Origin of the sequence: Methylosinus trichosporium OB3b (genome assembly GCF_002752655.1) — a bacterium.
Taxonomy (GTDB): domain Bacteria; phylum Pseudomonadota; class Alphaproteobacteria; order Rhizobiales; family Beijerinckiaceae; genus Methylosinus; species Methylosinus trichosporium.
On record NZ_CP023737.1, the window covers coordinates 1,611,526 to 1,637,943 of the forward strand.

Sequence of the window (26,418 nt, forward strand, 5' to 3'; positions counted from 1 at the left end):
ATGACCAATCTGTCATCCGTCGACAGCGCCACGCTCACGCAGTGGCTCAAAGAGGCGCGCGCCGCCTATCACCAGCTCTCCATCGGCCGCAGCGTCGTCGAGCTGCGCCACAAGGACAAAACCGTCACCTATCGCCACGCCGACGCCGAGCGCCTCCTCGCCTATATCGCCCGCCTCGAGGCGGCCCTCGCCGGCGGCGGGCGCCCGAGCGGAATCGGAGTGATCTTCTGACATGCCCATCGGCTCGGCGATGATCGACTCCGTCGTGAGCGGCGCGCATCAATTCGGCGCGCACGATTCCGGCCCGGGACCGTCGCCGTCGGCTGTCGGCTCGCGGGCCTATCGTGCGGCCTCCGGCATGAGCCAGGAGATGGCCGGCTATTGGCCCGCGTGGTCATCCGGCGATTCGGCGACGCTGCCGAATATTCGCGTCTCGCTCGATCGCACGCGCGACATCATCCGCAACGACCCGCATGCGGCTGCGGGCGTCATGCGGCTTGTCGACATGCTCGTCGGGTCCGGCTGGCAATGCATGCCGACTCCAGACGCGGCGGCGCTGGGGATTTCTCCGAAGGAAGCGAGAGCGCTCGGCCGTGGCATTCGGTCGGAATGGAAGCTGTTTTCACGTGATCCGCGCAAGTTCTGCGATGCGCGGCGCCGCTTGACGCTCAACGGCCTGCTGCGCCTCGCCGCGCGCACCTTCGTGACCGCGAACGAAGCTTGCGCCGTGCTGAAATATGATCGCAAGCGCGTCGAGCGGAAGGGCGCGCGCTATGCGACATGCCTCGCCCAGGTCGATCCGGATCGGTTGAGCAATCCGAACAATCGGCCGAACACGTTGAGATTGCGCGGCGGCGTCGAGTTCGATGAAGATAGCGTGCCGGCGGCCTATCACATCCGCAACGCGCATTATGCGGATTGGTGGGCCGGGACCGAATCGCAGACATGGACCCGCATCGAGCGCGAGACGCCGCACGGGCGCCCCGTCTTCATCCACGCCTTCGAGCCGGAGCGCGAGGATCAGACGCGCGCCATCACGCCATTCGCCTCGCTGATTTCCAGGCTGCGCATGATCGGCAAGCACGCTGATCTCGAGATCGCCAACGCCACGGCGAATGCGCTGTTCGCCGCCTTCGTCGAATCGGACCTTCCAGCCGAGGAGGTGGCGCAGCGGCTCGCGGCCGGAAGCCAGCAGACGTCGCTGCGCGCGTCCTACATCGACAAGATGGTCGATCATTATACGAAGCACCCGGCGACGCTGGGCGGCGTTCGTATTCCCGTGCTCATGCCGGGCAGCAAGGTGAGCATGAACGGCACGTCGCGCGCGACGACGGCCTTTCCCGCTTTCCAGGCGGCATTCCTGCAATCCATCGCCTCGGCGCTCGGCGTCTCTTACGAGCAGCTGGCGATGGATTGGAGCCGCACCAATTATTCCAGCGCGCGTGCGGCCCTCAATGAAGTGTGGCGCACCATCAAGCGGCTGCAGGCGGTTTTCGCCGAGCAATATGTGCAGCCGATCTATTTCGCCTTTCTCGAAGAGGCCTTCGACAAGGGCTATGTCGTCGCCCCCGCCGGAGCGCCGGATTTCTGGGACATGCCGGAGGCCTATGTCGCCGCCCGCTGGATCGGCCCGGGCCGCGGCTATGTCGATCCGGTGAAGGAGGCCGAGGCGGCGGCCCTGCGCATGGAAGGCCTCACCTCGAACCTCGAGATCGAGAACGCCGAGCAAGGCCTCGATTGGGAGGAGAACATCGAGCAGATCGCCTTCGAGAATGATGTGCTCGCGGAGCAGGGCCTCACGCGCCTGTCGATGGTCGCCGCCGTGCAGGCCAACAATGGCGCGAAGCCAGACAGCGAGGAAGCGACGGGACCGGCCGGGCCCGGCGGAGGAGCGAGCTCATGACGATCGTCGCGCGCGTCGCGCATAAGCTCATCTTCAATCAAGCGCAACTCATCGATGAATTCGCGGCCGAGACGCTCGTCTCCGGCCTCGCCCAGCGTTTCGACGTCGATCCGCCAGCGGATTTCGATGCGTCGCGCTTCGTCGGGCGCCGTGCGGAAACGCGCCTCTCCAATGGCGATCTGGAAGAGGCCTATCGGATCGAGGATGGAATCGCCCTCGTCAACGTCTTCGGCGAGCTGGTCACTCGCGGAGCATGGCTCAACGCCTGGAGCGGCCTCACCTCCTATGAGGGATTCGAGGCCATCATGCGCGCGGCGGCCGTGGATTCGCGCGTGCGCGGGATCATCCTCGATATGAACACGCCGGGCGGCCAGGGCGCCGGCGCGATGGAGGCTGGGAAGCTCGTGCGTGCGATCGCCGATCGCAAGCCGGTCGTCGCTTTCGTCAACGCCCAGGCCGCGAGCGCCGGCTACGCCATCGCATCCGGCGCCACCCGCATCATCTCGATTCCCTCGGGCAGCGTCGGCTCGATCGGCGTCGTGTGGATGCATGTCGACCGCAGCGCCGAGCATGAGAAGGCCGGGCGCAAGGTCACCGTGCTGACCGAGGGCGCCTATAAGGCCGACGGCCACCCCTTCGCCGCGCTCGACGATGGCGCGCGCGGCCGCATCCAATCGCAGATGCGCGAGCTCTACGATGATTTCGTTCGCACGGTCGCGGATCACCGCGACCTTCCGGAGCGCGCCGTGCGCGACACGCAGGCGAGGGTCTATCGCGGCGACCGGGCCGTCGAGAACGGTCTCGCGGACGCCGTCGGCACGCTCGACGACGCCTTCGCCTTCTTTTCCCAAGGCCGGGAGTCCGGCCGCTTTTCCCTCATCGGAGGAACCATGTCCGACTCGTCGAAGGGCCCGGCCGGCCCCGCCGCTGGCGAAACGGTCGCCAAGGCCGACCACGAAGCCGCTCTCGCCGCCGCCCGCACCGAGGCGCACGCCGCCGGCGTGCAGGCCGAGCGTGCGCGCATCGGCGCCATTCTCGGCCATGAGAACGCGAAGGGCCGCGAGAGCCTCGCCCAGCATTTCGCCTTCAAGACCGCTATGCCGGCCGACTCCGCCATCGAGGCCCTTGCGGCGGCGGCGCCGGCCGCCGCGGCCGCGGCGAAAACACATCGTCTCGACAATCTGGCGCCGAATCCGAAGGTCGACGCCGATCTGGAGCCGATCTCTCCGGCGCAGGCCGCCGCCGAAGGGTGGGAATCTGTCGTCAAACAGCTGAACGCCGAGCAGTCCCGCGGCGCTTCGCGCGGCCGCCACTGATCGGGCAGGAACCAGAGGAACGCCATCATGGGAACGCCCCAGGGAATCACGCTCAACGAGACCGCGCATCCTTTCACCTTCGTCGTTTCGGAGGATTCGGACGGCGCCGGCTATCTCTCACGTGACGAGGTGATCATCGGCAACAGCCAGACGATCGTCGTCGGCCAGGTGCTGGCGCGCCAGGCCGTGCCGGCCGCTGTCACCATCTCAGCGGCCGCCGACGCCGGCAATACCGGCAATGGCGTGCTTACCCTCGCCTCGCCGGGCTGCGACGCCAATGTGATCGGCGGCGATTACCGCGTCGTGTTCCTCGAGGCTGCGACCAATTCCGGCCGCTTCGAAGTGTTCGATCCGCGCGGCGTCGCCATCGGCCAGGGCGCCGTCGGAAGCGCCTTCGCCAAGCAGGTGAAGTTCACCATCGCCGACGGCGCGACGGATTTCGCGGCCGGCGACAGCTTCACCCTCCATGTCGACGAGGGCGACGAGACGAACGAGGTGCATGTCGCCTGGGCGCCGGGTCTACGCGCATCCGCCATCGCCGGCTATCCGGCGACGACGGGCGCGTCCACGACGAAGAAGATCACCGTCATCAATGCGCATGCGACCGTGCGGCTCGCCGATCTCATTTTCGGCGGCTCGCCGTCCACCGCGCAGATCGACCAGGCGAAGCGCGAACTCGGCGCCGGCCTCGTCAAGTTCCGCTGACCCTTCCCATCCGCGCCCCGGCGACGCCGGGCCTGCTCTCGGCTGGTCGCCCAGCCCCTGAAAGGACTTTGAAATGCCCATCATGGACGTCTTCCTGGGCGACGCCTTCACCGCTCGCTCGCTGACCACCGCCATCGACCGCTATTCCTATGTGCCCGGCTTCCTCGAGACCATTCCCGGCCTCTTCGAGGACAGGGCGGTGCGCACACCGGAAATCTTCATCGAGGAGCGCGATTTCGCGCCGGCGCTGATCCAGACGAGCCCGCGCGGCGCGCCGCCGCATCAGGAGAGCGGCGACAAGCGAAAGGTGCGCGCCTTCAGCAGCACGCGCATCGCCGATTCGTCGCGCGTCTGGGCGCATGAAATTCAGGGAATCCGGCCCTTCGGCCAGGAAGTCGGCTTGAAGGATCTTCAGATGGAGATCGGCCGCCGGCAGATGAAGATCAAGAACAACTTCGCCCTGACCAAGGAGAACATGCGCTTCGGCTGCGTCACCGGCGTCGTCGTCGATGCGGACGGCTCGACCATCTATTCCTGGTTCGACGAGTTCGGCGTGTCGGCGCCGACCGAGACCGTCTTCGATTTCAGCTCTGCGGCGACCGAGGGTGACATCATCAAAGCCTGCAATGCGAAGCGCCGCAGCATGGTGCGCTCGCTGAAGGGTCTCGGCGGCGCCAATGTGACGATCCATGCGCTCTGCGGCGACGACTTCTGGGACGCCTTCGTGACCTCGGCCGAGGTCCGCAAGACCTATCAATATGCGATGGCGGCGAAGGATCTGCAGAACGACGTCGGCGGCGCATGGGAATCTTTCCGCTTCGGCAAGATCATGTGGCACAACTACCGCGGCACGGATGATCAGACGACGCTCGCGGTCGGCGCGAAGAAAGCGAAATTCTTTCCGGCCGGAGCCGGGATTTTCCAGGTCGCGAAGGCTCCGGCGGAGCGTTTCGAATTCGTCAATACGCCCGGCCTGGACGAATATTCCTGGGTGGTGCCGGACAAGGATCGCGACTCCTGGGCGGATGTCGAGGTCTACAGCTATCCGCTGCATGTCTGCACCATGCCGCAGGCGCTCGACGCCGCGAAAATCAACTGACCTCCGGCGCGGGATGTCCCTCTTCCGCGACGCCTTCGCAGCGGCGGACGCCGATTTCGACGACAATTTCGGCGAGCCGCTGCAAATCATTCCGGTCGTCGTGGGCGAATTTCTGCGCAATGCGACGCCGGCGGCTCCTCCCCTCGAATTGGTCGGCATTCTCGATTTGCCGACCGACATCCTCGCCGTCGGCCGCGAACGCGACAGCGCCCGCTCGGAGGTGATCGCGCAGACGCCGTCCGCGGACTTCGCTCTGCAGCATTTCGGCCCCGACGCGCCGCTTCCGAAGGAAGGCGACGAGATCGTCGCGCCGTCGCGTCCGGGCGCGCCGCGCTATCGAGTCCTATCGGCCAAGCCGGACGGCGTGTCCCGGATCATCTGTCAGCTCGCCGCCCTATGAGGTTCGTTCCATGGTCGGATTGACGTCCTTCGCCGTCGGCCTCGCGGCGACGCGCGCGCTGCGCGGCCGCACCATGGCTGAGAACCGGGTGCATTTCGAGCCCAATGTCGCGATTGCCGTCACCGCGCCGACGCTCTGCGTTTATGTCGCCGGCGGCGAAACGGAGGTCGAGGGACGCGCGCTGCTGGATGCGAGCGGGAGCCGGGTTCGTTTCGAGCTGTTGCTGCCGCCTGTCGTCGTGCTGGCGACGGGCCAGCAAGAGGCGCAACTGGATATGAACGCCTCGGCGGCGCTGGCCTTCGCATTGTTCTGGCGTCAATGCTTGATCGCGCTGCAGTCCGATCAGAACGTCTGGTCCGGGCTCTGGCGCAGCTTCGTCCCGCGCATTCACTCGCTGGTCGCCGGCGCCGACCTGATCGAGCTGGAGAAAGGGCAGAAGATCCCGGCGCGCATTGTCGAGCTCGTCATCGAGCCGTTGAGCGAGCCGAGCATCGGCGTCGAGCCGCAAGGCGTTTGGGCCGAAATGCTCGCCGCGATGCGCGCCGAAACCGGCGAGCTATCCGTCCTCGCCGATCTGCTTCAGTCGGCGATCACAGGCGTAGTCGCGCTCGCCGATTGGCGTTCCGATCTCGCGCGGCTCGGCATTACCTTCGCGCTCGGCGAGGCGCTCGGCGTCGGGCCGGCGGAACACGATATCGGCCCATCATTCGACGGCCCGACGATCGTCGAAGAATTCGCCGACGCCACGCTCACTGAACCGCAGAGCTGACATATGGACCCGGTTCGGGCGATCCGAGAACTTCAGCAGGCGCTGGCGGGCGCGGTGCAGGAGATTGCGGAGCTGCGCGCGGCGCATGAGCGCACCATCATGCATGGCGTCGTGACCGCGCGCGACAAGACCAAGGGCGTTCGCTTGCAGATCGGCCTGGACGCAGACGGCCGGCCGGTGGAGACGGATTGGCTGCCGATGTCGCAGACCGCCGGCGTGCGCAAGACATGGTCGTTGCCGAGCGTCGGGCAGCAGCTCACCGCCTTCTGCCCGAGCGGCGATGCGCAGCGCGCCGTGCTCATGCCGTTCACCTGGTCCGACAATAATCCGGCGCCGTCGGACGATGTCGACGCCGATGTCGATCTGCGCGGCAAGACGCGCGTGACGCAGAAGGACGGCAGCTTGAAGCGCGAGGTCGACGGCGTCACCGAGACGATCTCGAAGCAGAGCCATTCGGTGACCCTGCACAAGGACGAGCAGGCCGCGGCGACGGTCGACGACAAGCATCCATGGGCCGGCAACACAGGCGACGCGCTGCATGGCTGGACGATCACGAAGGATGGCGGCCTCGAGGCGCAGGTGAACATGGGCGGCGCGATGCATCTGTTTCACATTCATCCGACCGGCGGGCTCACTGTGAGCGCGTTCGGCGGCAATCATCAGATCACCATCGGCGAGAGCGGGATCAAGCACAAATCGACATCGCGCGTGACCGTGGAAGCGCCGCAGATCGAGCACAATGGCGCGCTGAAGGTCGCGGGCTCGATCCTCGCCGGCGGCGTCGTGCAGAGCGCGGGCTTCCTCGGCAATTTGCAGGGCTATTCCATCGGGACCGGCTTCGGCGGCGGGCTTTCTGGAGCGACGGACTGGTGAGCAGCCTCGGAATCGACCGCCACACCGGCCAGACTCTGACCGGCTGGGCGCATGTCGTCCAGTCGATGCAGGTGATCTTCTCGACGGGCGTCGGCGCGCGCGTCATGCGTCGCACATTCGGCTCGGCCGTTCCCGCGCTGCTCGGCCAGAACTTCGTTCCGGCGACCGTGCTGCGTTTCATGTCCGCGGTCGCCATTGCGATCGATTTGTGGGAGCCGCGCTTCCGCGTGCGGAGCTTCTCGCTGCCGAGCGATGCGAACGACGCCGAAAGCGCTGGGCAGGGCCGGCTCGGGATGCAAATCCACGGCGATTATATGCCGAACGCGCTCGAGGGGGATTTCACTGTGGTCGTTCCGAAGACGGTGGATCTGTGAGCCGCTTCCTCGCATCCTCGCTCGATCTATCGCTGCTGCCGGCGCCGCAGGTCGTCGAGACGATCGACTATGAAGCGATCCTCGCCGCGCGGATCGCCGAGCTCACGGCGAAATTCGCCGCGGCGGGCGTGGCCTATAATGTCGGCGGGCTGGAAACCGACCCGGGCGTCGTTCTCGAAGAAGCGGACGCCTATCGCGAGCTGTTGATGCGCGCGCGCATCAATGACGCGGCGAAGGCGACGATGCTGGCCTTCGCTGTCGGCGCCGATCTCGAGCAGCTCGCGGCGCTCTATGGCGTCGCGCGCCGCCTCATCGCGGCGGCGACGGCGAATGCGGCCGCGGTCTATGAGAGCGACGCCGAGCTGCGGCGCCGCGCGCAGATCGCGCCGGAGGCTTTCACGACATGCGGATCGGCCGGCGCCTATGTCCACCATGCGCTGGAGGCCGCCCCGGAGCTGATCGACGCGCGGCCGATCGTATCACTGTCGTCATCCGGACAGGCGGGAGTGCGCGTCGTGTGCCTGGCGCGGGGCGGCGACGGCGTTCCGAGCGCCGGCGCGCTCGCGGCGGTGAGGGCGCGGCTCAACCGCACGGACGTCAAGCCGATGACCGTGCCCGTGGCCATCGCCGCGGCGGCGCCGGTCGCCTATTCGGTCGCCGCGAGCCTGCAAATTCACGCCGGGGCCGCCTCGGCGCCGATCCAGGCGGCGGCGATCGCTGCGGCGCAGGCGATGATCGCCGCGCGCCGCGGGCTCGGCGTCGATGTGCTGCGTCAGGCCTTCGAAGCGGCGCTGCGCGTCGCTGGCGTCGAGCGCGTGGTTCTGAGCGCGCCGCCGGTCGATATCGCCATCGCCGACGACCAATGCGCGAACTGCGTCGGTCTCGATGTTTCGGTCGTCGCCCTCGATGATTGACTCGCTGCTGCCGGACCCGACGCCTTGGGAGCGCGCCGTCGAGGCGACGAGCGCCGCGCGCTGGGACCTACCCGCCGAGACGATCGCCGCGCTGGCGCGCGCGGCGGATTGCCCGGCGGCGCTGATCGGCTATCTCGCCTTTGCGCGATCAGCCGATGTGTGGCGCGACGATTGGCCGATCGAGCGCAAGCGCGCCGTCACGCAACGCGCGCTGCTCGACCAGGGGCTCAAAGGCGCGCTGGCGCTTCATGAGCGCTATCTCGGCTATGTCGACGCCGAGCTGCTCCGCGCCGTCACGCCGCCCGCGCGTTTCGCGCCCGGGCGTCGCCTCACGCCGGCCGAGATGGATGCGATGCTGGCCGACATGCCAGAGATCCGGATCAAGGTTTACGCGGATCCGCGCGGCTCGGGGCGGCGAATGTTTTTCGAGCGGCGCTATTATTCTTCGGGGTGCGGATGGTCGACGGCGGGCGCCGACGATGTGCATGAGAGCCGGGCCACGCTCTTGCGCGACGGCGTCGCGACGCCGTTGCGGATCGCGGATGTGACGCCGGACGGCGTCGACGCAGGCCTCGGCGTCTTTTCGCGTCTCTATCTTCCGCACGCATGGTCGATCGCGCGCGTGCTCGGACGCGGTCAGCTCCGCCGTCAGCGCTATTGGGGACGAAGCCGCGCCACGCAATGGGTGGTGTCGTTCGTCGTGACGGGCGACGCGCTTTCGCGCAGCGTCTCGCCTGGGCTTTATCCCGCCGTCGTGTCCCCGTCGCGCATCATGGCGCGTCACGCGGCGGCGCGCGGCAAGGCGTGGCTGTCGCATCGCTCGACATTGCGGCGGTGGCTGAGACCGTCTGCGGCGGCCGAATATGTCTATGACAGCCTGCGGCTCTGGGATGAGTCCGTCTCTGTCGCGCACCGGCGCAAGCGCTCCTTTTGGAGCTGGTCGTGGCGCGGCATGCCGACCCATTCGGCGATCTTGTCGATAGACGCCTCGCGCCCGGCGAAGAAGCGCAAGCGATGGCGCGGCGGCGGCTTCCACGGATTCTATCGCGCGCGCGACGGCCGCGCGCTCGCCGATGCGCTGGAGGCCGTGCGAGCGGCTTCGCTGCCGCACGAGACCATTCTCATCGATCTGGAAACCGCGTTCGAGCGGCGCTTCTACGGAGCTTGATGCATGCGCAAGAGGATCAATTTCAGCGCCAATATGGAGGCGCTCGCCGATGATGAAAATGCGCTGCAGGGGTATGTGCAGGAATATGGCGACAATCTCGTCTCCGACTTTCTGCAGCCGTCTGGCGCGCGCGGATTTGCCGGGCTCGCGGTGACCCGCAAGACGTCGACCGTCGTCAGCGTGGCGCCGGGCCGCTACTACGACAGCGCTGGACGCATGTATGGGCTCGATCAGGCGAGCGAGATCGACATCACCGCCTATCTCCCGTCTGTGAGCCCGCGCATCGTCGCGATCGTGTGCTACGGGCAGACCCAGGACGCCAATTCGGTCGTGCGCGATTTCATCAATCCAGCGACCGAGGAAGCGACACCGCGGCAAGTCTATCTCGAGCAGCATCGCCAAGTGGTGCTGACGGTCGTCGCCGGGACGGAAGCGGCTTCTCCGGTCAATCCGGTCATCGGCTCGACCTATCTCGGCGTCGCTTATGTGCGGCTCACTCCGGCTGGAGTCGTCGCGCAATCATCCATCTCGATGATCGTCGCCGATGAAATCGAGAGTCTCGACGACGCCTTCGGGCGCATCGCATCGCTCGAAAGCTGGAAAAAGAGCGTCAATACTTCGGTGGAGACGCTGCGGACGGAGATCGCGAGCATCTCGAGCGCATTAAAAGGGCTCGCCAATGTCGATGGGCTCTCGGAATTGGCGAGGGAGCTGGCGCGGCTGCGCGAGGAAATCGGTCTGCCCGACGCCTACACCATGTCGCACGCCGATGTTTATCTCACCGCCTCGGAAAGCGACACGGCCAATGTGGCGTGGCTGGCCAAGGTCGAAGAAGGCGTGCGCTTCGCCGACGCGAACCGCAATGAACAGCAAATCGCGCTGCTGTCGTCGATCGATCCTGCCGTCACCATCACGCCGGGCGGCTTGATGCTGCCCAAATATTCCGAGATCATCTCGCTGTCGATCGGCGACTCGGCGAAGGAACGCGATCTCGATCTGCCGATCGCCCAATTCCAGATGACGACCATCTCGGGCGATGTGCTCACGCTGTCCCGTCTGCGTCAGCGTTACGGCGAAGAGTTCCTCGTGTGCACAAACGGGCGCTACTGGAAGACCGGCGAATTCGACCCGGTCAGCGGCGTGTTTCGCAAAAACGGCGAGACATTCGTCGCGGATGACATCAAGGCCGCGTCGCTCAATCACCGCATCATCCGGCTGCAGAGATTTTTCGAGGACGATTGGGAACAGGACTATTGGAAGTTCGGCGCGACGCAGAAGAGCGTCACCGGAAAATTGCTCGCGCAGACGCGTCTGGCGACCGCGACGCGTTGGGTGACGGGCTACGATCTCTGGATTACCGATGCGGCGGCGACTGGCGACGTCACGCTGCTCGTGTGCGAGGTGAGCGACGGCAAGCCGGATTTGAGCAGCATCTATGCGTGGGTGACGGTCGCCGCCGCGAACCTCGTCGCCAACGGCTGGACGCATTTCCCGCTCGAGCCGTTCGTCGTCACGCCGAAATCGCGCTACGCCATCGTCGTCGTCACGGCCGGCGCTCACACGTTCAAAATCTCGAACAACAACGACTACACCCAGGGCACGTTGTTCACCTTCGTGGACGATGATTACGCCATCGCAATGCCCGATCGCGATCTCTGCTTCCAGGAATACAACGCCAAATTTTTGTCGACGAGCACGGTCGTCAATCTGCAGCCGTGGAGCCTCGACGGCGGGATCACGGGCATAGACGTCCTCGCGCCGTGTGTGCGGGGCGGGAGCGCCATTCTCAAGTGGCAATTCAAGAGCAACAACACATGGTATACGGTCGGCGCGATCAGCGGGACGACCCCCTTCACCGGACTTCCAGCGCTTGTGCAGGCGCGGCTGGCGTTGACGCACACGCAGGACTTCGCGCCTGGCGTCAAGCTCGCCGAGTCGCGCGTCGCGCTCACGCGGCCGCGCACCAATGGCGTCGCCATCTCGAACGCATGGACGACGCCGGCGCCGATCACCACGGTGCAGATCACCGTGCTGCTCTCGTCCTATGACACGACCTATCACAGCTTCGCGGCGAAGCTGCTGTATGGCGCGAGCTACGCCACGGAGGCGGCGGCGGCGTCGACGTCGATTCGGACGCGCAGCGACGGGCTCAAGGTGGTGACGGTCAATTTCACTGGGCTCCCGAATCTGACCTCATACAAATGGAAATTCACCTTCGCCACGACCAACGCGCTGAAGCCGTTCGTCATCGAAGAAACCGCCGATGTGGCGCTCTGAAGCGGAGTGGAACAGTCATGAAGAAGACAATCGATCCGGCGGCGATTTACGACGTCGTCATGCACCGGCCCGTCAAGGTCGGTCTGGCCGTCTATCGGCCGGCGGAAGAGCATGTGATCATGGGGAGCGAGCTGCTCGCCATCATCGCCGCCGCTGGCGCGACGCCGGAATCGGCGGACGGCGTGCTCACCGCCACGCGCCTCGAAGACTGATCCATGGCGATCCTCTTCGACCAATCCTATCGACTGCGGGCGAACGACGCGGCGACGGCGCTCGTTCTGAGCCAGCGCCTCAATGCGATCCTGCGCGATCTCGATCTGCGGGTCGGCGGCGTCGAGGACATGTCGACGTCGATCGCCGAGCTCGAGGACGCGCTGAAGGGGTATGGGACGGATCGCATCAACGCGGTCCTCGCTCCCGTGCTGTCGGCCATTCAGGCGGCCGCCGATCTCGGCGGCATCCTCACGACCATGTCCTACACAGCGATGGAGCCGGCGCTCGGGCCGAAGGAGGTCGTCATCCCGCCGGTGGCGCGGGACGCATTCGCGCCGACCGCCTTCGTCTCGATCGTCTCGACCGCCGATCCGACGGTCGCCATGCTCGCCCGGCGGCAGGCCTGGGATCGCGTGACGGGAATTCTCGCGGTCGACGTCATCGAAGCAATCGGCGATGGCGCTTACGCCGAATGGATCGTCTCGGCGGCGGCGGCGACGCAGAGCGCGGGGCAGATAAAGACGGCGCCTGTCGGCGCGTTGACGGGCGACACCCTCGCCCTGCAGCTCGCGCAGACCGCCGCCGCGCTCGCGGCGCGCCAGCCGAGCGCCGACAATCTGACGGCGCTGGCCGCCTTGTCGCTGCTGGGCGATAGAGTCTTGATGACCGACGCCGCCGGCGCGCCCGCGCTGGCGCCGCTCAGCGCGCTCGGCAAAGCCTTGCTCGCCGCCGCGAGCGCCACGGCGGCGCGAGCGAGCCTCGGCCTCGCCGCCGTGGCGGCGTCCGGATCGGCCTCGGACCTGTCGCAGGGGACGCTGCCGGCGGCGCGATTGCCGGATCTTCAAAACCTCTCGCTGCTCGGCATCGGCGGCGCCGCCGACGCGACCAACAAGCTCGTTGTCAAGTCGCCGGCGGCGCTCTTCGACAACAGCGGCGCCGGCATGCAGGTGAAGGTGAACAAGAACGCCGTCGGCGACACGGCGAGCTTGCTCTTCGAGAGAGGAGGTTCGGCACGCGCCGAAGTCGGGCTGATCGGCGACGACGCCTTGCGCGCAAAGGTCTCTGGCGATGGCGTGAACTGGAATACGGCGATACGCATCTATCCCACGACGGGCGTCGTCGGATTCCCCAAAGGCTATCGTGCGCCGGTGGCGGCGAATATTCCGCAGCGCAATTGGGTGACGAGCAACGCGTGGCTGTCATCCACGACGCCGGCCGACAACAACTGGTTCTCGGTGTGCTGGTCGCCGGAACTCGGTCTCTTCTGCGCGGTCGGATATTCTGGCGTCGGCAACCGTGTGATGACATCGCCGGATGCGATCAATTGGACTTTGCGGACGAGCGCGGCCGACATTCAATGGCGCTCGGTTTGTTGGGCGCGGGAGATTGGCCTCTTCGTGGCGGTGGCGGACAGCGGCGCCGGCAATCGTGTGATGACCTCGCCGGACGGGATCGCCTGGACTTCCCGCACGAGCGCAGCCGATAATGAATGGCGAGCGGTGTGCTGGTCGCCGGAGCTTGGGCTTCTCGTCGCTGTGGCGCAGACGGGGTCCGGAAGTCAGGTGATGACGTCTCCGGACGGGATCAACTGGACTCTGCGCACGAGCCCGGGAACTAACTACTGGCGGTCTGTTTGTTGGGCTCCTGAACTCGGTCTCTTCGTCGCGGCGGCGGCTAATGGCACCGGTAATCGCATCATGACATCGCCGGATGGGATTAATTGGACTCGGCGAACCAGTGCTGCGGACAACAACTGGTTGGCGATCTGCTGGTCGCCGGAACTGGGGTTGCTCGTCTGTGTCGCGAACTCGGGCACTGGCAACCGTGTCATGACCTCGCCGGATGGAATCACCTGGACATTGCGCACCAGCGCGGCGGACAACACATGGTCAGGCATATGCTGGTCGCCAGAACTTGGGCTTCTCGTCGCGGTGTCATCGGGCGGCATAGGCAACAATGTCATGACCTCGCCGGACGGGACCAACTGGACAACACGCGCGAGTGCGACCGACAATTCGTGGAACTCTGTGTGTTGGTCTCGCGAACTGGGATTGTTCGCCGCTATTGCCGTCTCCGGCACAGGCAACCGCGCGATGACAAGCAAATCTGCGTATAGCTATTCCTATAGGTGACGCGATGGACATCGAGAATTTGAGACTGCCGGATATCTACCATCCGGAGAAAGCCGATCATTTGCCGCGGGACCTGATCGGCGCGACGATCCTGCGTATCGGCGCCGCGCCGCGCGAGTGGGACATCGAGGGCGGCGGACTCGTCATCGAGTATCGGCCTCACGGTCGGAGTGAGGCGCACATGGTCGTCATGTGCAGCACAGAGCTGGGCATGTGGATCGATGCAGCCCGCTCCCATTCGGAGGCGAGCGCGTGACGTTCGCGGTCGGCGACACCGTCTATCGCTCCGACTCGGGCGCCAATGCGGCGACCGTGCTCGCGGTCGGCGCCGCTCTGGATGAGGCGGTCTACCGTCTCGCCTATGCCGAAGGCGGCGACGGCTGTTGGCCGGAGTCGAGCCTCTACGCGACGCTCGCAGCGCGCGATGCAGCGCTCGGGCTCCATCATCCCACGCCCTAAACTAAAATGAGGCTCTGGGCACGCGAGCGGCGATGATCGTCAGCCACATCGCCATCGCGGCAGCCGCCACCACAGCGGCGTTGCTCGCGGTGGCTTCGTCCTCCGCCGCTTTGGCCGAGGAGACGCCGGCGCCCATCGGCGCCGGCGTTCGACCAGACGGGGCCGGGGAAACCCCGGACGCGGGCCAGCCGGCAAGCATCAACCCGCGCAGCGCACCAAACAGATAACGCTCCCCGAACGGCCACCAAAGGCGGCCGGCTGAGGATAGCGATGCGGACTTAACAGATGATGGAAAAGGATTTCGATGAGCGTCCCGTCGAGCAGACCGCGCCGGCGGCCGGTTGGATCGGCGGAAAGAAGCAGCTTGCGGCACATATTTGCGAGCTGATCGAATCGGCTCCGCATAAGATCTACGCCGAGGCTTTCATTGGCATGGCCGGCGTCTTTCTTCGGCGCCGGTTTGCCGCGAAAGTCGAAGCGATCAATGATCGCGACGGCGATGTGGCAGTTTTCTTTCGTATTCTACAGCGCCACTACCAGCCATTCGTCGAGATGCTGCAATGGCAAGTGACGAGTCGCGCGGAATTCGATCGGCTGGCGCGACAAGACCCGGCGCTGCTGACCGACCTCGAGCGCGCAGCCCGCTTCTTCTACCTGCAAAAACTGAGCTTCGGCGGCAAGGTCGCAGGTCGGACGTTCGGAATCGACACGTCAGGCCCCGCGCGGTTCGATACGACGAAGCTGGGGCCGGCCTTGAAAGCCATTCATGAGCGGCTCGCGGGCGTCACGATCGATTGTCTCGACTGGCGCGAGTTCTTGAAGCGCTGGGATCGGCCTGAGACGCTGTTCTATCTCGACCCGCCCTATTTCGGGACCGAGAATTACTATCGGGCGCCCTTCCCGAGAGAGGATCATGAAGCGCTCGCAGAGCAGCTGAGAGCGCTGCAAGGGCAATTCATCCTCACGATGAATGATTGCGCGGCCACCCGCGCAATCTACCAGGGCTTCGCGCTCTCGGCCGTGGAGCTCACCTATACCGCCGCCGGCGGACGCCACGGCGGCAAGCTCGCCGGCGAGATCATCGTCTCGAATTTGCGGCCGAGCGGCAGACTGCTCGTTTAGCGTTCTCCTCGATCGCACCAGCCTTTCGTAAGGGGCCTGACGCCCCACGCCTCTCTCCAGTCTCGTCTTCTCCGAACCGCGCCCGTGACCGCACGGCTGCGGCGCCGCGCGCATGCGCGCAATCTTGAAAGGACCTCTCATGACGAATGCGTCGATCGACGCGCGCGCGATCCAACGCGCGCTCAGAATGCATGGACAGGATATCGCCGTCGATGGCGAGATCGGGCCGAAGACGCGCTCGGCGATCTATGCGGTGGTGCAAGGCAAGGTGGGCGCCGCGGCTCATTGGAGCGCGGAACGGCTGATGATCGCATTCGAACAGATCATGCTCGCGGACGCGGGGATCTACAAAGGCGCGATCGACGGCGTCGCCGGGCCTTTGACGAGCGCCGCGCTCGCGATGTGGCAGAATGCGGGCCAGGACGCGGTTGCAGCGCCTGCGGACGTCTCGAAGTCTTCCTTGCCGCCGTGGATCACGATCGCGCGGTCTTACATCGGAACGCACGAGGGCGTTGGAACCAAGGATAATCCAGCAGTCCTCGAAATGTTCTCGGCCGCCGGCCATCCTGAGATCAAGCACGACTCGGTGGCGTGGTGCGCGGCCTTCGTCGGCGCGTGTCTTCGCAAGGCCGGGCAGACGCCGAGCGGGACGTTGTGGGCGCTCGACTATGCCAAATGGGGCCAAGCGCTCTTAGCGCCGATCGTCGGCGCCATCGCGACGAAGAAGCGCGACGGCGGCGGCCATGTGTTTTTCGTGGTCGACTTCGACGGGGCCTCGGTCTGGGGCCTCGGCGGCAACCAGTCCGACCAGGTCAGCATCGTGAGATATCCGCGCTCGGCGATCTACTCATATGCATGGCCGCGTGGCGCGCTGAAGCCAGCCGATCTGCACGCCGGCGCGTTCCGCGGCGGCGCCGTCGCAGCGGGCCGCGAGGCCTGATCCACGCGCCCGTCGCAGCGGGCCTCTCCTTCGTCACTCGCTGACGGCCGCGCCGGGCGGCTCCCCGGCAAACCTCCAAAATCGAGAGAACCAACATGAAAATCGCATCCGCATCCGCGGGCGCGGCGCGCGCCGCCGCGTTCTGCGTCATGATCGCCCTCCACAGCGCCCGCATCATGGTGATGACGGCGGGCGCGGCCTTCCTCTCGGCCTGCGCCCTGGTCGACGCCCTGCGCACGCGCGAGGCGGCGACCGTCGCCCGCATCGCCGTCGTGGCGGCGGTCGCCACGGCGGCCCTGCTCGCCGTCGCCGGCCCGTCCTATGCCGGCGCGGCGATCGACTGCATCCCCCTCGGCGGCGACGCGCTGCTGCCTGTCCCGGCGTGGCTCCCGACGCCGCTGCAGCCGCTGTGGACCGCGATCGTCACCGTGCCGCTCGCCGGTTGGGTCGTGACGCATGTCCGAACGATGCTGCCGAATGATCCGCGGATCGGCATCCTGCTCGCCATCGTCGACAAGGTCTCCGGAAACTACGGGGCGGCGCGCAACGCGAGCTGACCATTTTGCCGGCGTCGGCGAAATGGTCGCTCGCCGGCGCCGGCGGCAATCTCGAAAGGGTCAAAAATGGAAATCCTCGTCGTTAGCGCGGCCTGGGCGCTGATCTGCGCCGCCGTGCTCCACCCTGCCCGTGCGATCCTTGCGATCGCGGGCCTCGCCGCGCTCGCCGGCGTCACCGCCGCCTATGCCGAAACGCTGGCGCGCGAGCCCGGCGACCTCGTCTATCTGCCCTCGCTCGCCATCCGCGCCGACGGTCGGCTGGCGCTCGCCCCCGGCGTCACGATCGCGGAAGCCGCCGGCGCCTATGCCGGGCCGGCCGACTATTGGGCCGCATCCTGTCGGGCCACCCTGCCCGGCTGGCGTTGGCCGGTGGACTGGCGGGGCTCGGACGCGATCGGTCGGACGCTCTGGCGCGCCAGCGTGTCGGATAGCGGCGCCGTGATGGTCGACGGGCTCGCGCCGGCCGAGGCCGATCCGCTGCATGCGCTGCTCGCCGAGCTGGCGCCGATCGTCGCTTGCGGGGAGTGAGGCCAGAATGCCGATCGATTTCAGTCTGCGGCTCGTCGACCTGCTGCAGGTTGCCGTGATCGCCGCCGGTTGGATCATGGTTTTCGCAACCATGCGCGCCGAGGCCAAAACGAGCGCTCGCCGTCTCGATAATGTCGAGTCCGAGTTGGCGAAACAAACCATGATCCTGACGCAGCTCTCTGCCGGCGAGGCGCGCATGGACGGGCTCGATCGCCGTCTGACGCTCATCGAGGAGGCGCGCGGCCGCGTTTGACACCCGCCAAAGACGGCGCCGCATGGAGCGGCGTCCGACAGCGAAACTGAGCCCCGCCATGACTGGGCTTTTTTATTGGAGACAACTCGCATGACCTCTCCCGCCTATGGCATCACCATCACCCGCAACAGCGCGGCGTCGCGCGCGGCGCAGCCGTCCGACCTGTCGATCATCGGGCTCGTCCTGCCGTCCGATGATGCGGACGCATCCTTCCTGCCGCTCAACGAGCCGCGCCTCTTCGACTCCGGCGACGTATCCGCCCTCGCGAAGCTCGGGACGGGCGATCTCTACAATGCCGTGACCGCGATCGATGATCAGCTCGCCGAGCTGCAGACCAGCGCGCGCATCGTCGCCGTGCGCGTGGCGAAAGGCGGCACGGATTCTCTGACGATCGCGAATATCGTCGGCGCCCGCAACGGCACGGGCGCGCGCGGCGGCAGCGGCACCGGCATCTATGCGCTGCTGCGCGCCGGCGCCGAGCTCGGCGTCATCCCGCGCCTGATCGGCGCGCCGGGCTATACCTGGCAGCGCGAGCTGGGCGGCTCGACGATCATCACATCCGCGGAAAAGTCCGGCGGCAACACGGGCAGCGGCGAGCTGGTGCTGGGGACGCCGCCCTATCGCTTCGGCGTCATGGACGGCGTCTACCAAATCCGCTGCGTGGGCGGCGCGCGCTCTGCGACGAGCGCCGCCAAGCTCGGCAATGCGGGCAACGGGGCCGTGGGCTCTCTCTCGGCGGATGCGACCGCGCGCACAGGGACGTGGCATATCACGTGCAAAAAGGCCGCGGCCAATGGCGGACAGTTCAATGTCGTCGATCCGACCGGAGTCAATGTCGGCACAGCCTTCGTCGGCACGCCGTTCAACGGGGCGATCGATTTCACCATTTCCGACGGCGCGACCGACTTTATCATCGGCGATGAATTCACCGTCACTGTCGCCGCAGCGGTCCCGGCCAATGGCGGAGAGTTCCGCGTCACCGATCCAAATGGGGTGTTGCTGGGCCACGTGAATGTCGGCACGCTCTTCAAGAAGCAGATCGCCTTCACGATCGCCGATGGCGCGACCGACTATGTCGTCGGGGACGGTTTCGATGTGACGGTCGCGGGCGATGTGACCGAGCTCAGCAATCCCATCTGCAGCGCTCTGCCGTCTGTGCTCGACACACTGCTGGCCCACGCGATCGTCGGCGGGCCCGGAACCGGCGTGAACGACGGAAATGACTGGTTCGAGATGATCGGTTCCGGACGTCTGATCCCGATCGACGCATGGACGATCGTGGCGGATGACAGCGCCACTCGCTACGAGGATGGCGTCGCGCGCGCCCTCGGCCTGGCCGCGCGGGTCGATTTCCAGCACAATGGCTATCCCTTCTGGTCGTTCAGCGGCCAGCAGGTGCGCGGCATTCTCGGACTCAAGAACTATTACTCCTTCTCGCTCGTCGATGGCGCGACGCAGGCGCAGGAGCTGCTCGCCAATCACGTCGGCGTCATCGTGCGCGGCGAGGTCGGCGTCGAGACGGCGATTGCGAGCAATGGGTTCGTCTTCGCGGGCGTCTGGACCGCGAGCGACGATCCGAGCTGGTGGTTCTACAACAAGTCGCGGGCGCGCGACTGGATCGATCTGGCCCTGCTCAAATCGATTCGGCTGCGTCTCGGCGTCGACAATGTGACGTCGCACGCCGTGCAGGCCGTGCTCAACGACATGGCGGCGGTCAATATGGAGGCGCTCCGGAACGGCGGCTCGATCGGGTTCAAGGTGGAGTTCGCGGCGGCCGTCAACAGCCCGGAAAATCTGGGCCAGGGGCGGTTCCGCATCGCCTATTACGCCGAGACGCCGGCGCCGATCACGCGCATCGACATCGACTCCTATCCCTTCTCGGAGGCGCTCACCGCCGAGCTGGCGGCGATCGTCGCGCAGGCCGCGACCATCCAGGCGCAATACGCGTCCTGATCAAAGGCGCCGAGCGCGGATCGCGCTCGGCGCTCCACCCCTCACATCGGAGATTCACCATGGCTGGTAGCTTGCTGATCTGGCAGGAGGCCAATCTCTATGCGGGCGACAACGGCCCGAATAATTCGAAGCATCTCACGTTGACGAACATCAAGATCGTCGCGGCGAAGGAGGTCACGCACACGCATTCGCCCGGCGGCGGCGCCGGGCAGATCAAGCTCGGCATGGGCATTCTCGAGGCGCCCGAGGTGTCGTTCAAATTGATCGGCGTCGATCCGCAGACGATGGGGTTGTTCCGCTTCGGCGAGAGCGGCCTGCAATATTACACGCTCTACGGCGTCGTGCGCGACAAGCTCACCGGCGTGGCGATCGAGCGCAAGCTCGTGCTGCGCGGGCGCATGACATCTGTCGAAGAAAGCGAGTTCACGCGCGAGCGCGCCACCGAGCAGGATCACATGATCAGCGAGATCATGTCCTTCTCTCTCACTCACGATCGCCAGGAAATCTGGGGCTATGAGTTCAGCCCGCCGAGCTGGCGCGTCAACGGCGTCGACACGCGCAGCGCCGAGAACGCCATTCTGCGCATCTGACCCTAATCTCGGCGCGCCATAGGGCGCGCCGTTTCTCTCGAGAGGACATGAGATGACGAACGAAACAACCATGACGGAAACAGCGGCCGCGCCGCCGAGCGCACCGCAATTCGTCGACGCCGCGGCGCGGCGCAAGACGATCGATCTCGCCTATCCGGTTACCTATGAGGGCCGGACCTACACGCGCATCCATCTGCAGCGGATGACGGTGCTGGAGGTCGGCGACTTTATGGAGTCGATCGTCGGCAAAGACGAGATTCGATTCCCGCTGTTTCGCGACGATGACGGCATGCACATCCCCGACGCCGTGCTCGACGGCCTCGACGCCGACGACCGCGATGTGATCGACAAGGCTGCCATCGATTTTTTGCCCAGTCGGTTCCGGGACGTGAGGGCCGTTTCGGAGCCGCAGGCTGGAGACACTATCGCGCAATCGTGAAGCGCGAGATCGGATGGAGCATGGCCGAGATCATGGCCATGCCATGGGATGACTTCATAGCCGAGCTGCGCGAGGCGCTGGCGCTGCGGGGAGATAAATAAATGGCCGGAACGAGCCTCACATCGACAATCAGCGTCAAGCTGATCGACGATGTCTCCAAGCCTGCGCGCACGGTCGCGCAGGCGCTGAAGGACGCCGAGCGCGCCGCCAAGGCCGCCGCCAAAGGCATGGCCGAGACGAAGGCCACCGACCGCTTCGTGAAATCGCTCGCCGGGCTGAAGCTCTCGGCGAAAGATATCGAGGCGGTCGCGGCCTCGTGGAAGGATTTCGCCAAGGCGCAGGACCTCGCCGACGACGCCTCCAGATGGACGAAGCAGCAGATCGCCGATGTGCGGGCTTGGGAGCGTGCGCAGCTCGCCGCGCTACGCGAAGTGAAGCGCGAGCAGATGGCGTTCTACCGCGAGACTGCGGCGGCGTCGCGCGCGGCGCAGGCGAGCGCCGGAGCGCCGGTCGGTTTGATCGGCGGCATGTCGGCGGCCGGCGCGGCGAATCTCGCGAGCATAAGGGCGCGAGAGGAGATCGCCGCCGCCGGCAAACGGATCAGCAGCGGCATGTCGTCGGCGGGCCGCGTGGCGGAGAGCGAGGCGACGCTGTTCTCGCCCGGCGCCGCGGCGGCGCTCGGCGCGGTCGCCGGAAAGTTCGGCCATGTGCTGCCGCTCGCCGGCGGATTCGCCACCTATGAGGTCTTGCACAAGGCGGCGGAGGCGGCGGCGGAGCGGCAGCATGTCGTCACCGGCGCCAGGCTCGCCGGCATGCGTGAGACGGAGCTGACGCGGGCCGAGGCGCGGGCAAAGGAGCTCGCCGGCGGCGGACTGACGCTCAGCGGATCGGAAGTGCTGGAGCTGTTCAAGGAAGGGCGCTCGGCCGTACAGCACCCGGAGGAGATGTTCGAGCTGATCAAGCCGGCGGCCGAGGCGGCGAGCGTGTTGAAGGGGATGGGCGTCGAGAACGCGCATATCGCCGATCTCATCAAGGCCGGTGAAAGCCTCGGGTTGATGAATGATCCGAAGCGCTTTCGAACATTCCTCGAGGGCCAGGTCAAGGCCATGCAGGTTTTCGGTCGCACGATCACGACCGAACAAATTTATGAGGCGGCGACCTATTCGAAATCCGCCGGCGCGACATTGTCAGATCGATTTCTAAATGCGGCCATGCCGTCGCTCATTCAGGAGATGCACGGCGCGCCGGCGGGCACTGCGCTTTCGATGCTCGGGAAGACGCTGCGTGGCGGCCTTCAAAACCGGCATTTGTCGGTGCAGTTGCTCAACAGTCTCGGCCTGCTCGAAGAGCCCGACAAGATCGTCAAAGCAAAGGGCTCCGGTGAGATCAAGGGCTATTCCGGCAAGATCAGGGGTAATGAGCTGCTGGCGTCGGACCCCGATCTCTGGGCGTATAAGATATTCAAGCCTGCGGCCGAGCGCGCCGGCTACCGGACGCTCGCGCAGCAAATCGAGCTGCTGACCAAAATCCTTCCATCCACAGCCGCCAATGTCGTGCGCATTTTTTTGCAGCAGCAGCATTCGATTGAAGCCCATGGCAGGAATCTCGACAACGCCACAGGCTTGGAGGCCTCGCTCGAATTGCAGCACGGCGATCCGAAGGCGGCGCTGAAGGAGCTGGCGGCGGCATGGGATGATTTCGCTGCTGCGCTGCTGAAGTCCGCGCCGGTGGGCGGAGTTCTGCACGCGCTCGCCGAGGGCTTGCGTTCGCTGGCGGCGATCGTCGATCACTACATGATGGAACCGAAGCGATGGATGGATGCGTCGCAGCGCGCGGAACAAAAAGCGAGAAAGGAAGGCCGCAAATCCAATGTGATCGATCTGCTTCATGAATATGAAGACGGGTTCGACAAGACCAGCTTCAAGGATGCATTCGACAAATATCGTCACTCTGAGCAGAAACATGAATCGTCCCGTCGCGAGATCGATTTCCGTTTCAGGCCTCACCCCGCCGCCACGCCGGCGTCGCCAACTACCGCTGAGCAAAAGCCGACGCCAGCGAAGGACGCCAAGGATCAGAAGATCGAGTCGTCCGATTTCTGGAGCGACTTCTGGAAAAAGGCATGGGATGGCTTCGGCAAGACCTTCGGGGTCTCCGGCGCCCATGCCGCCACCCTCCCCGACAGCCTGCGCTTTCGTCCCGGCTATGGCCGCAATGCGCTGCTGCGTCATGCGCATATCGGCGCGGGCAGCGTCAGCGTCGAGGCGATTCGTCGTGCGGATGCGGAGCACCCGCGCCTCCCCAAGGTCGCGGGCAAGCAGCTCGCCTCGCTCGTCGAGACCGTGCCGGGAATCACGTCGCCGGTCGCGCCGAGCGACATTCCCGGCTTCGGCGGCTCGCGATCCTGGCGCAACAACAACCCGGGCAATCTGCGCTATGGCGAATTCGCGGCCGCTCACGGCGCGACGGGCAAGGATGAAAAAGGCTTCGCCGTCTTTCCGGACGCCGAGACGGGCCGCGCGGCGCAGCGCAGCCTCTTGTTCGACACTCCGCAATATGCCGGGCTCTCGATCCGCGAGGCGATCGGCAAATATGCGCCGGCCGCGGAGAACGACACCGGCGCCTATGTTCGGCGCGTGACGAATGGCCTCGGCGTCGGGCCCGAGGCGCGGCTCGCCGATCTCGCGCCGGAGCAGCGCGAGCATATGCTCGACATCATGCGCGAGCATGAGGGCTGGCGCCCGGCCTATCGCGCTCGCGCCGCCAGCGACGCGCCGGCGCCGGCGGGAACGCGGCCCGTGCAGGAGGGGACGACGACCGTCGTGACCAAGGGCGGGCGCAAGCTCACCGTCGACGCGCGCTACGCCGAGAATTTCCGCGGCTTTCTGAACGACTATGAGGCGGCGGGCGGCGTCGTCGGGCCCAATAGCGGCGGGCTCGGCGTGCGGCCGGGCAACGCCTCCTATCATCCGATCGGCCGGGCGATCGACGTCAACCAGATCGGCCGCAACATCCGCGCCGGCGGCGTGACGCTGCCCGTGGAGGTAGAGAACCGGCTGGCGTCGAAATGGGGCCTGCGCAGCGGCGCGAATTTCCGCAGCCCGGATGCGGGTCATTTCGAGGTGAATGACGCATTCGCGGCGCATGAGGCGCTGAAGGCGAATGGCGTCATCGCCAAAGACGCGCCGGCGCCGGCGCCGCCGCCGCTCGATCAGCGCGCGCTGACCGATTACCTGTTCGGCGATCGGAAGGCGGCGCGAGAGGTGGCGGCGAAAGCGCGCACGTCGGCGCAGATGATGCAGGAGGTGATGACGCCGCCGGCGAGCCTGTCGACGCGCGGCAACGACGGCGAGATCGATGGCGCGCTCGGCGAATCGCGCGGCGCCCGAGACGCGTGGGGCTCGCCGATCAAGGCGCGCGCCGACATCTCGGAAATCCACGCGATGAATGACGCCTTGCGTGAATCGATCCGGTTGCGCGAGCGTCTGCACAATATCGGCGGTGGCGGCGCTCCGAGCGGCGCCGGCCGGCCCGCGCAATCCGGCCGCGTCTCGATGCAATCGTTCGACCAAATCCGGCGCGGCGGCTACTCCACCGGCGGCGGACAGGGAGATTGGTGATGCTCTATCAGCTCGGAATCGTGACCTTCGAGGTCACGCCGGTCAATGTCGATAGCGTGAAGCGCGAGACGGGCCACGACTTCGCGGCGAAGGCGATCGTCGGCGCGAGGAAGCCACGCGAGAAGATGGGCGAGGCGGACGATCGGATATTGCTCACCGGGACGCTCTGGCCGCACAAGTTCGGCGGAATCGGCACCTTGGACGATCTGCGCGATATGGCGCGCGGCGGCGACCCGCAAAAGCTGGTGCGCGGCGACTTTGTCGTCATGGGCTTTTATGTGCTCGAGCGAATGGTCGAGAACCATGACTATCTCGACGCCGCCGGCCTCGGGCGCAAGATCGGCTTCGATCTGTTTTTAACCAAGAGCGACGAGCCGCCATCGCCGCAGGCCGCGCTCACAACCTTCTATGGGCTGATCGGATGATCGACACGCTCACCGTGGAGACGGATCACACGACGCTCGACCTGCTGCTGTGGCGGCGCTATCGCCGCGAGGCGAAGGGCCTCGTGGAGGACACGCTGGCGCGCAACCCCGGCCTCGCCGCGCTCGGCTCGATCCTGCCGATCGGAACCGTCGTGCAGGTTCAAGCTCCGGCGCTGGCGACGGATTCGGCGGCCGCAATAGTGACGAGCCTCTATGACTGAAGAAGCCGTCTATTCGATCTCGGTCGACGGAACCGAGGTGACGCGCCGCTTCACGCCTTTTCTCGAGGCGCTGACTCTGCGCCTCTATGACGGCGGGCAAAGCGACACGCTGGAGCTCCTGCTCGACGACAGCCGCGGCCAGTTGCGCTTGCCGCGCATTGGCGCGAGTCTCTCGGCCTCGCTCTCGTGGAGGGGCGGCGGCTCGGCGCTGAATTTCGTCGGCAAGACGGATGAGCCGCGCAGCCGCGGCGGGCGCGCCGAAGGACGGCTGCTGGCGCTCACGGCGAGCGGCACGGATTTTCTGTCGAGCCTGAAGCAAAAGCAGCAAGGGCATGTCGACGATTCGACTTTCGAGGAGGCGGCGCAGAAATTCGGCGCCAGGGCCGGAGTCACCGTCAAGGTCGATCCATCGCTCGCCGGCGTTCACCGGGACTGGTGGGGTATCCAGAACGAGTCGTTCGCCGGCTGGGGCAAGCGCATCGCCGCCGAAATTGGTGCGACGTTCAAGCTCTATGGCGGTCTCGATGGCGGTAATGCAGGCGGCCACGCTCGCGCGGTGTTCGTGCCGCGCAATGGCGGCGAGTCGGTCAGCGGGCGGGCGCTGGCGTCGGTGAAGGCGGAATGGGGCAAGAACCTCGTCGAATGGGACCTCGCGCCGACGCAGAGCCGCCCGCGCTTCGGCAAGGCCGTCGTCGGGCTCTTCAATCCGAAGACGGGAAAATTCGAGAACATCGAGGTCGGCACGGGAGACGACTCGGCGCCGGCCGCGCATGTCGATGTCCAGCGGGCCCCGAATTACGCCCAGGCGCGCGCCCGCGCCGCGGCCAATGCGCGTGAGATCGCGCGCGGCAAGGGCGGCGGCTGGGTGGCGATCGACGGCGACCCGGCCGCGCAGCCGCAGGCCCCGCTCGTGGTCTCCGGCGTCCGGCCGGGGATCGATGGAACTTATCGCATCGCCTCGGTCACCCACACACTCACCCGCGCGGCCGGATGGCTGACCGAATGCGATGTCGAGGAGCCGAGCGGCGCGGCTGGCGTTGATGAGAGGTAGGGTCGCCGTGACGCGCCTTCGTCGACGACCATTCGCCCCGCCGGTCCGCCGACGGGGCTCGCGTCGACCGATCGGAACCGAGGCCGTCGCTTTCTTTTGGCCAGACGTCAGCAAGCA

28 protein-coding genes are annotated in these 26,418 nt (G+C 66.3%); all 28 read left to right on the forward strand.

The features are described 5' to 3' along the window. The gene (gpW, locus tag CQW49_RS24475; protein WP_003611083.1) at positions 1 to 231 is read left to right on the forward strand and encodes a gpW family head-tail joining protein; all 231 of its coding nucleotides are present in this window, start codon (positions 1 to 3) and stop codon (positions 229 to 231) included. A gap of 1 nt (position 232) precedes the next feature. Continuing rightward, complete coding sequence (locus CQW49_RS07825; protein WP_003611081.1) at positions 233 to 1,903, forward strand: phage portal protein; 1,671 nt, start codon at positions 233 to 235, stop codon at positions 1,901 to 1,903. After that, complete coding sequence (locus CQW49_RS07830) at positions 1,900 to 3,219, forward strand: S49 family peptidase (RefSeq protein WP_003611080.1); 1,320 nt, start codon at positions 1,900 to 1,902, stop codon at positions 3,217 to 3,219. Before CQW49_RS07825 ends, CQW49_RS07830 begins: the two co-directional genes overlap by 4 nt. 27 nt (positions 3,220 to 3,246) lie before the next feature. Next, on the forward strand, positions 3,247 to 3,924 hold the full coding sequence (locus CQW49_RS07835; protein WP_003611078.1) for a head decoration protein: 678 nt from the start codon (positions 3,247 to 3,249) through the stop codon (positions 3,922 to 3,924). Positions 3,925 to 3,997: 73 nt separating this feature from the next. Further along, on the forward strand, positions 3,998 to 5,023 hold the full coding sequence (locus CQW49_RS07840) for a major capsid protein (protein WP_003611077.1): 1,026 nt from the start codon (positions 3,998 to 4,000) through the stop codon (positions 5,021 to 5,023). 13 nt (positions 5,024 to 5,036) lie between these two features. Then, positions 5,037 to 5,423: a hypothetical protein gene (locus CQW49_RS07845; RefSeq protein WP_003611076.1), complete on the forward strand. Its 387-nt coding sequence runs from the start codon at positions 5,037 to 5,039 to the stop codon at positions 5,421 to 5,423. A gap of 10 nt (positions 5,424 to 5,433) precedes the next feature. Further along, positions 5,434 to 6,192 (forward strand): hypothetical protein, encoded by a 759-nt coding sequence (locus CQW49_RS07850; protein ID WP_003611074.1) that lies wholly within the window; start codon positions 5,434 to 5,436, stop codon positions 6,190 to 6,192. 3 nt (positions 6,193 to 6,195) lie between these two features. Then, on the forward strand, positions 6,196 to 7,065 hold the full coding sequence (locus CQW49_RS07855; RefSeq protein WP_003611073.1) for a phage baseplate assembly protein V: 870 nt from the start codon (positions 6,196 to 6,198) through the stop codon (positions 7,063 to 7,065). After that, positions 7,062 to 7,439, forward strand: a complete 378-nt coding sequence (locus tag CQW49_RS24480; RefSeq protein ID WP_003611072.1) for a GPW/gp25 family protein — start codon at positions 7,062 to 7,064, stop codon at positions 7,437 to 7,439. The genes CQW49_RS07855 and CQW49_RS24480 overlap by 4 nt, the downstream gene beginning before the upstream one ends. Then, positions 7,436 to 8,353, forward strand: coding sequence for a baseplate assembly protein (locus CQW49_RS07865; protein WP_003611071.1), 918 nt, complete (start codon positions 7,436 to 7,438; stop codon positions 8,351 to 8,353). Before CQW49_RS24480 ends, CQW49_RS07865 begins: the two co-directional genes overlap by 4 nt. Then, the gene (locus CQW49_RS07870; protein WP_003611070.1) at positions 8,346 to 9,521 is read left to right on the forward strand and encodes a phage tail protein I; all 1,176 of its coding nucleotides are present in this window, start codon (positions 8,346 to 8,348) and stop codon (positions 9,519 to 9,521) included. The genes CQW49_RS07865 and CQW49_RS07870 overlap by 8 nt, the downstream gene beginning before the upstream one ends. Before the next feature lie 3 nt (positions 9,522 to 9,524). Next, a complete protein-coding gene (locus CQW49_RS07875) occupies positions 9,525 to 11,798 on the forward strand; it encodes a hypothetical protein (RefSeq protein ID WP_003611069.1) in 2,274 nt (757 codons plus the stop codon). Between the two features lie 17 nt (positions 11,799 to 11,815). After that, positions 11,816 to 12,010, forward strand: a complete 195-nt coding sequence (locus CQW49_RS07880) for a hypothetical protein (RefSeq protein WP_003611068.1) — start codon at positions 11,816 to 11,818, stop codon at positions 12,008 to 12,010. 3 nt (positions 12,011 to 12,013) lie between these two features. Further along, positions 12,014 to 14,143: a beta propeller repeat protein gene (locus CQW49_RS07885; RefSeq protein ID WP_003611067.1), complete on the forward strand. Its 2,130-nt coding sequence runs from the start codon at positions 12,014 to 12,016 to the stop codon at positions 14,141 to 14,143. 4 nt (positions 14,144 to 14,147) lie between these two features. Further along, positions 14,148 to 14,399: a hypothetical protein gene (locus CQW49_RS07890; RefSeq protein ID WP_003611066.1), complete on the forward strand. Its 252-nt coding sequence runs from the start codon at positions 14,148 to 14,150 to the stop codon at positions 14,397 to 14,399. Next, positions 14,396 to 14,602, forward strand: a complete 207-nt coding sequence (locus tag CQW49_RS07895) for a hypothetical protein (protein ID WP_003611065.1) — start codon at positions 14,396 to 14,398, stop codon at positions 14,600 to 14,602. Before CQW49_RS07890 ends, CQW49_RS07895 begins: the two co-directional genes overlap by 4 nt. Before the next feature lie 285 nt (positions 14,603 to 14,887). Then, on the forward strand, positions 14,888 to 15,724 hold the full coding sequence (locus CQW49_RS07900) for a DNA adenine methylase (RefSeq protein ID WP_003611063.1): 837 nt from the start codon (positions 14,888 to 14,890) through the stop codon (positions 15,722 to 15,724). 139 nt (positions 15,725 to 15,863) lie between these two features. Next, a complete protein-coding gene (locus CQW49_RS07905) occupies positions 15,864 to 16,664 on the forward strand; it encodes a TIGR02594 family protein (RefSeq protein WP_003611062.1) in 801 nt (266 codons plus the stop codon). A 95-nt stretch (positions 16,665 to 16,759) separates the two neighbouring features. After that, positions 16,760 to 17,221 (forward strand): hypothetical protein, encoded by a 462-nt coding sequence (locus CQW49_RS07910; RefSeq protein ID WP_003611061.1) that lies wholly within the window; start codon positions 16,760 to 16,762, stop codon positions 17,219 to 17,221. A 66-nt stretch (positions 17,222 to 17,287) separates the two neighbouring features. After that, a complete protein-coding gene (locus CQW49_RS07915) occupies positions 17,288 to 17,749 on the forward strand; it encodes a hypothetical protein (RefSeq protein WP_003611059.1) in 462 nt (153 codons plus the stop codon). A 7-nt stretch (positions 17,750 to 17,756) separates the two neighbouring features. After that, a complete protein-coding gene (locus CQW49_RS07920) occupies positions 17,757 to 18,002 on the forward strand; it encodes a hypothetical protein (protein ID WP_003611057.1) in 246 nt (81 codons plus the stop codon). 90 nt (positions 18,003 to 18,092) lie between these two features. Next, positions 18,093 to 19,955, forward strand: coding sequence for a phage tail sheath protein (locus CQW49_RS07925; RefSeq protein WP_003611055.1), 1,863 nt, complete (start codon positions 18,093 to 18,095; stop codon positions 19,953 to 19,955). 59 nt (positions 19,956 to 20,014) lie between these two features. Continuing rightward, on the forward strand, positions 20,015 to 20,545 hold the full coding sequence (locus CQW49_RS07930; RefSeq protein WP_003611054.1) for a phage major tail tube protein: 531 nt from the start codon (positions 20,015 to 20,017) through the stop codon (positions 20,543 to 20,545). Between the two features lie 70 nt (positions 20,546 to 20,615). After that, entirely contained in the window at positions 20,616 to 20,984 is a 369-nt protein-coding gene (locus CQW49_RS07935) for a hypothetical protein (RefSeq protein WP_155931295.1), read from the forward strand. A gap of 101 nt (positions 20,985 to 21,085) precedes the next feature. Continuing rightward, positions 21,086 to 24,604 (forward strand): hypothetical protein, encoded by a 3,519-nt coding sequence (locus tag CQW49_RS07940; RefSeq protein WP_003611052.1) that lies wholly within the window; start codon positions 21,086 to 21,088, stop codon positions 24,602 to 24,604. Then, the gene (locus CQW49_RS07945) at positions 24,604 to 25,029 is read left to right on the forward strand and encodes a phage tail protein (RefSeq protein WP_003611050.1); all 426 of its coding nucleotides are present in this window, start codon (positions 24,604 to 24,606) and stop codon (positions 25,027 to 25,029) included. The genes CQW49_RS07940 and CQW49_RS07945 overlap by 1 nt, the downstream gene beginning before the upstream one ends. Then, positions 25,026 to 25,250 carry a tail protein X gene (locus CQW49_RS07950; RefSeq protein WP_003611048.1) on the forward strand — a complete coding sequence of 75 codons (225 nt, stop codon included), beginning with the start codon at positions 25,026 to 25,028 and terminating at the stop codon, positions 25,248 to 25,250. The genes CQW49_RS07945 and CQW49_RS07950 overlap by 4 nt, the downstream gene beginning before the upstream one ends. Continuing rightward, positions 25,243 to 26,301 carry a phage late control D family protein gene (locus CQW49_RS07955; protein WP_003611046.1) on the forward strand — a complete coding sequence of 353 codons (1,059 nt, stop codon included), beginning with the start codon at positions 25,243 to 25,245 and terminating at the stop codon, positions 26,299 to 26,301. The genes CQW49_RS07950 and CQW49_RS07955 overlap by 8 nt, the downstream gene beginning before the upstream one ends. Positions 26,302 to 26,418 lie beyond the last annotated feature (117 nt).

What these genes read in the sequence shown, in the direction of transcription:
- gpW (WP_003611083.1), top strand. Translation starts at nt 1, where the DNA reads ATGACCAATCTGTCATCCGTCGACAGCGCCACGCTCACGCAGTGGCTC.
- CQW49_RS07825 (WP_003611081.1), top strand. Translation starts at nt 233, where the DNA reads ATGCCCATCGGCTCGGCGATGATCGACTCCGTCGTGAGCGGCGCGCAT.
- CQW49_RS07830 (WP_003611080.1), top strand. Translation starts at nt 1,900, where the DNA reads ATGACGATCGTCGCGCGCGTCGCGCATAAGCTCATCTTCAATCAAGCG.
- CQW49_RS07835 (WP_003611078.1), top strand. Translation starts at nt 3,247, where the DNA reads ATGGGAACGCCCCAGGGAATCACGCTCAACGAGACCGCGCATCCTTTC.
- CQW49_RS07840 (WP_003611077.1), top strand. Translation starts at nt 3,998, where the DNA reads ATGCCCATCATGGACGTCTTCCTGGGCGACGCCTTCACCGCTCGCTCG.
- CQW49_RS07845 (WP_003611076.1), top strand. Translation starts at nt 5,037, where the DNA reads ATGTCCCTCTTCCGCGACGCCTTCGCAGCGGCGGACGCCGATTTCGAC.
- CQW49_RS07850 (WP_003611074.1), top strand. Translation starts at nt 5,434, where the DNA reads ATGGTCGGATTGACGTCCTTCGCCGTCGGCCTCGCGGCGACGCGCGCG.
- CQW49_RS07855 (WP_003611073.1), top strand. Translation starts at nt 6,196, where the DNA reads ATGGACCCGGTTCGGGCGATCCGAGAACTTCAGCAGGCGCTGGCGGGC.
- CQW49_RS07870 (WP_003611070.1), top strand. Translation starts at nt 8,346, where the DNA reads ATGATTGACTCGCTGCTGCCGGACCCGACGCCTTGGGAGCGCGCCGTC.
- CQW49_RS07875 (WP_003611069.1), top strand. Translation starts at nt 9,525, where the DNA reads ATGCGCAAGAGGATCAATTTCAGCGCCAATATGGAGGCGCTCGCCGAT.
- CQW49_RS07880 (WP_003611068.1), top strand. Translation starts at nt 11,816, where the DNA reads ATGAAGAAGACAATCGATCCGGCGGCGATTTACGACGTCGTCATGCAC.
- CQW49_RS07885 (WP_003611067.1), top strand. Translation starts at nt 12,014, where the DNA reads ATGGCGATCCTCTTCGACCAATCCTATCGACTGCGGGCGAACGACGCG.
- CQW49_RS07890 (WP_003611066.1), top strand. Translation starts at nt 14,148, where the DNA reads ATGGACATCGAGAATTTGAGACTGCCGGATATCTACCATCCGGAGAAA.
- CQW49_RS07900 (WP_003611063.1), top strand. Translation starts at nt 14,888, where the DNA reads ATGATGGAAAAGGATTTCGATGAGCGTCCCGTCGAGCAGACCGCGCCG.
- CQW49_RS07905 (WP_003611062.1), top strand. Translation starts at nt 15,864, where the DNA reads ATGACGAATGCGTCGATCGACGCGCGCGCGATCCAACGCGCGCTCAGA.
- CQW49_RS07910 (WP_003611061.1), top strand. Translation starts at nt 16,760, where the DNA reads ATGAAAATCGCATCCGCATCCGCGGGCGCGGCGCGCGCCGCCGCGTTC.
- CQW49_RS07915 (WP_003611059.1), top strand. Translation starts at nt 17,288, where the DNA reads ATGGAAATCCTCGTCGTTAGCGCGGCCTGGGCGCTGATCTGCGCCGCC.
- CQW49_RS07920 (WP_003611057.1), top strand. Translation starts at nt 17,757, where the DNA reads ATGCCGATCGATTTCAGTCTGCGGCTCGTCGACCTGCTGCAGGTTGCC.
- CQW49_RS07925 (WP_003611055.1), top strand. Translation starts at nt 18,093, where the DNA reads ATGACCTCTCCCGCCTATGGCATCACCATCACCCGCAACAGCGCGGCG.
- CQW49_RS07930 (WP_003611054.1), top strand. Translation starts at nt 20,015, where the DNA reads ATGGCTGGTAGCTTGCTGATCTGGCAGGAGGCCAATCTCTATGCGGGC.
- CQW49_RS07935 (WP_155931295.1), top strand. Translation starts at nt 20,616, where the DNA reads ATGACGGAAACAGCGGCCGCGCCGCCGAGCGCACCGCAATTCGTCGAC.
- CQW49_RS07940 (WP_003611052.1), top strand. Translation starts at nt 21,086, where the DNA reads ATGGCCGGAACGAGCCTCACATCGACAATCAGCGTCAAGCTGATCGAC.
- CQW49_RS07945 (WP_003611050.1), top strand. Translation starts at nt 24,604, where the DNA reads ATGCTCTATCAGCTCGGAATCGTGACCTTCGAGGTCACGCCGGTCAAT.
- CQW49_RS07950 (WP_003611048.1), top strand. Translation starts at nt 25,026, where the DNA reads ATGATCGACACGCTCACCGTGGAGACGGATCACACGACGCTCGACCTG.
- CQW49_RS07955 (WP_003611046.1), top strand. Translation starts at nt 25,243, where the DNA reads ATGACTGAAGAAGCCGTCTATTCGATCTCGGTCGACGGAACCGAGGTG.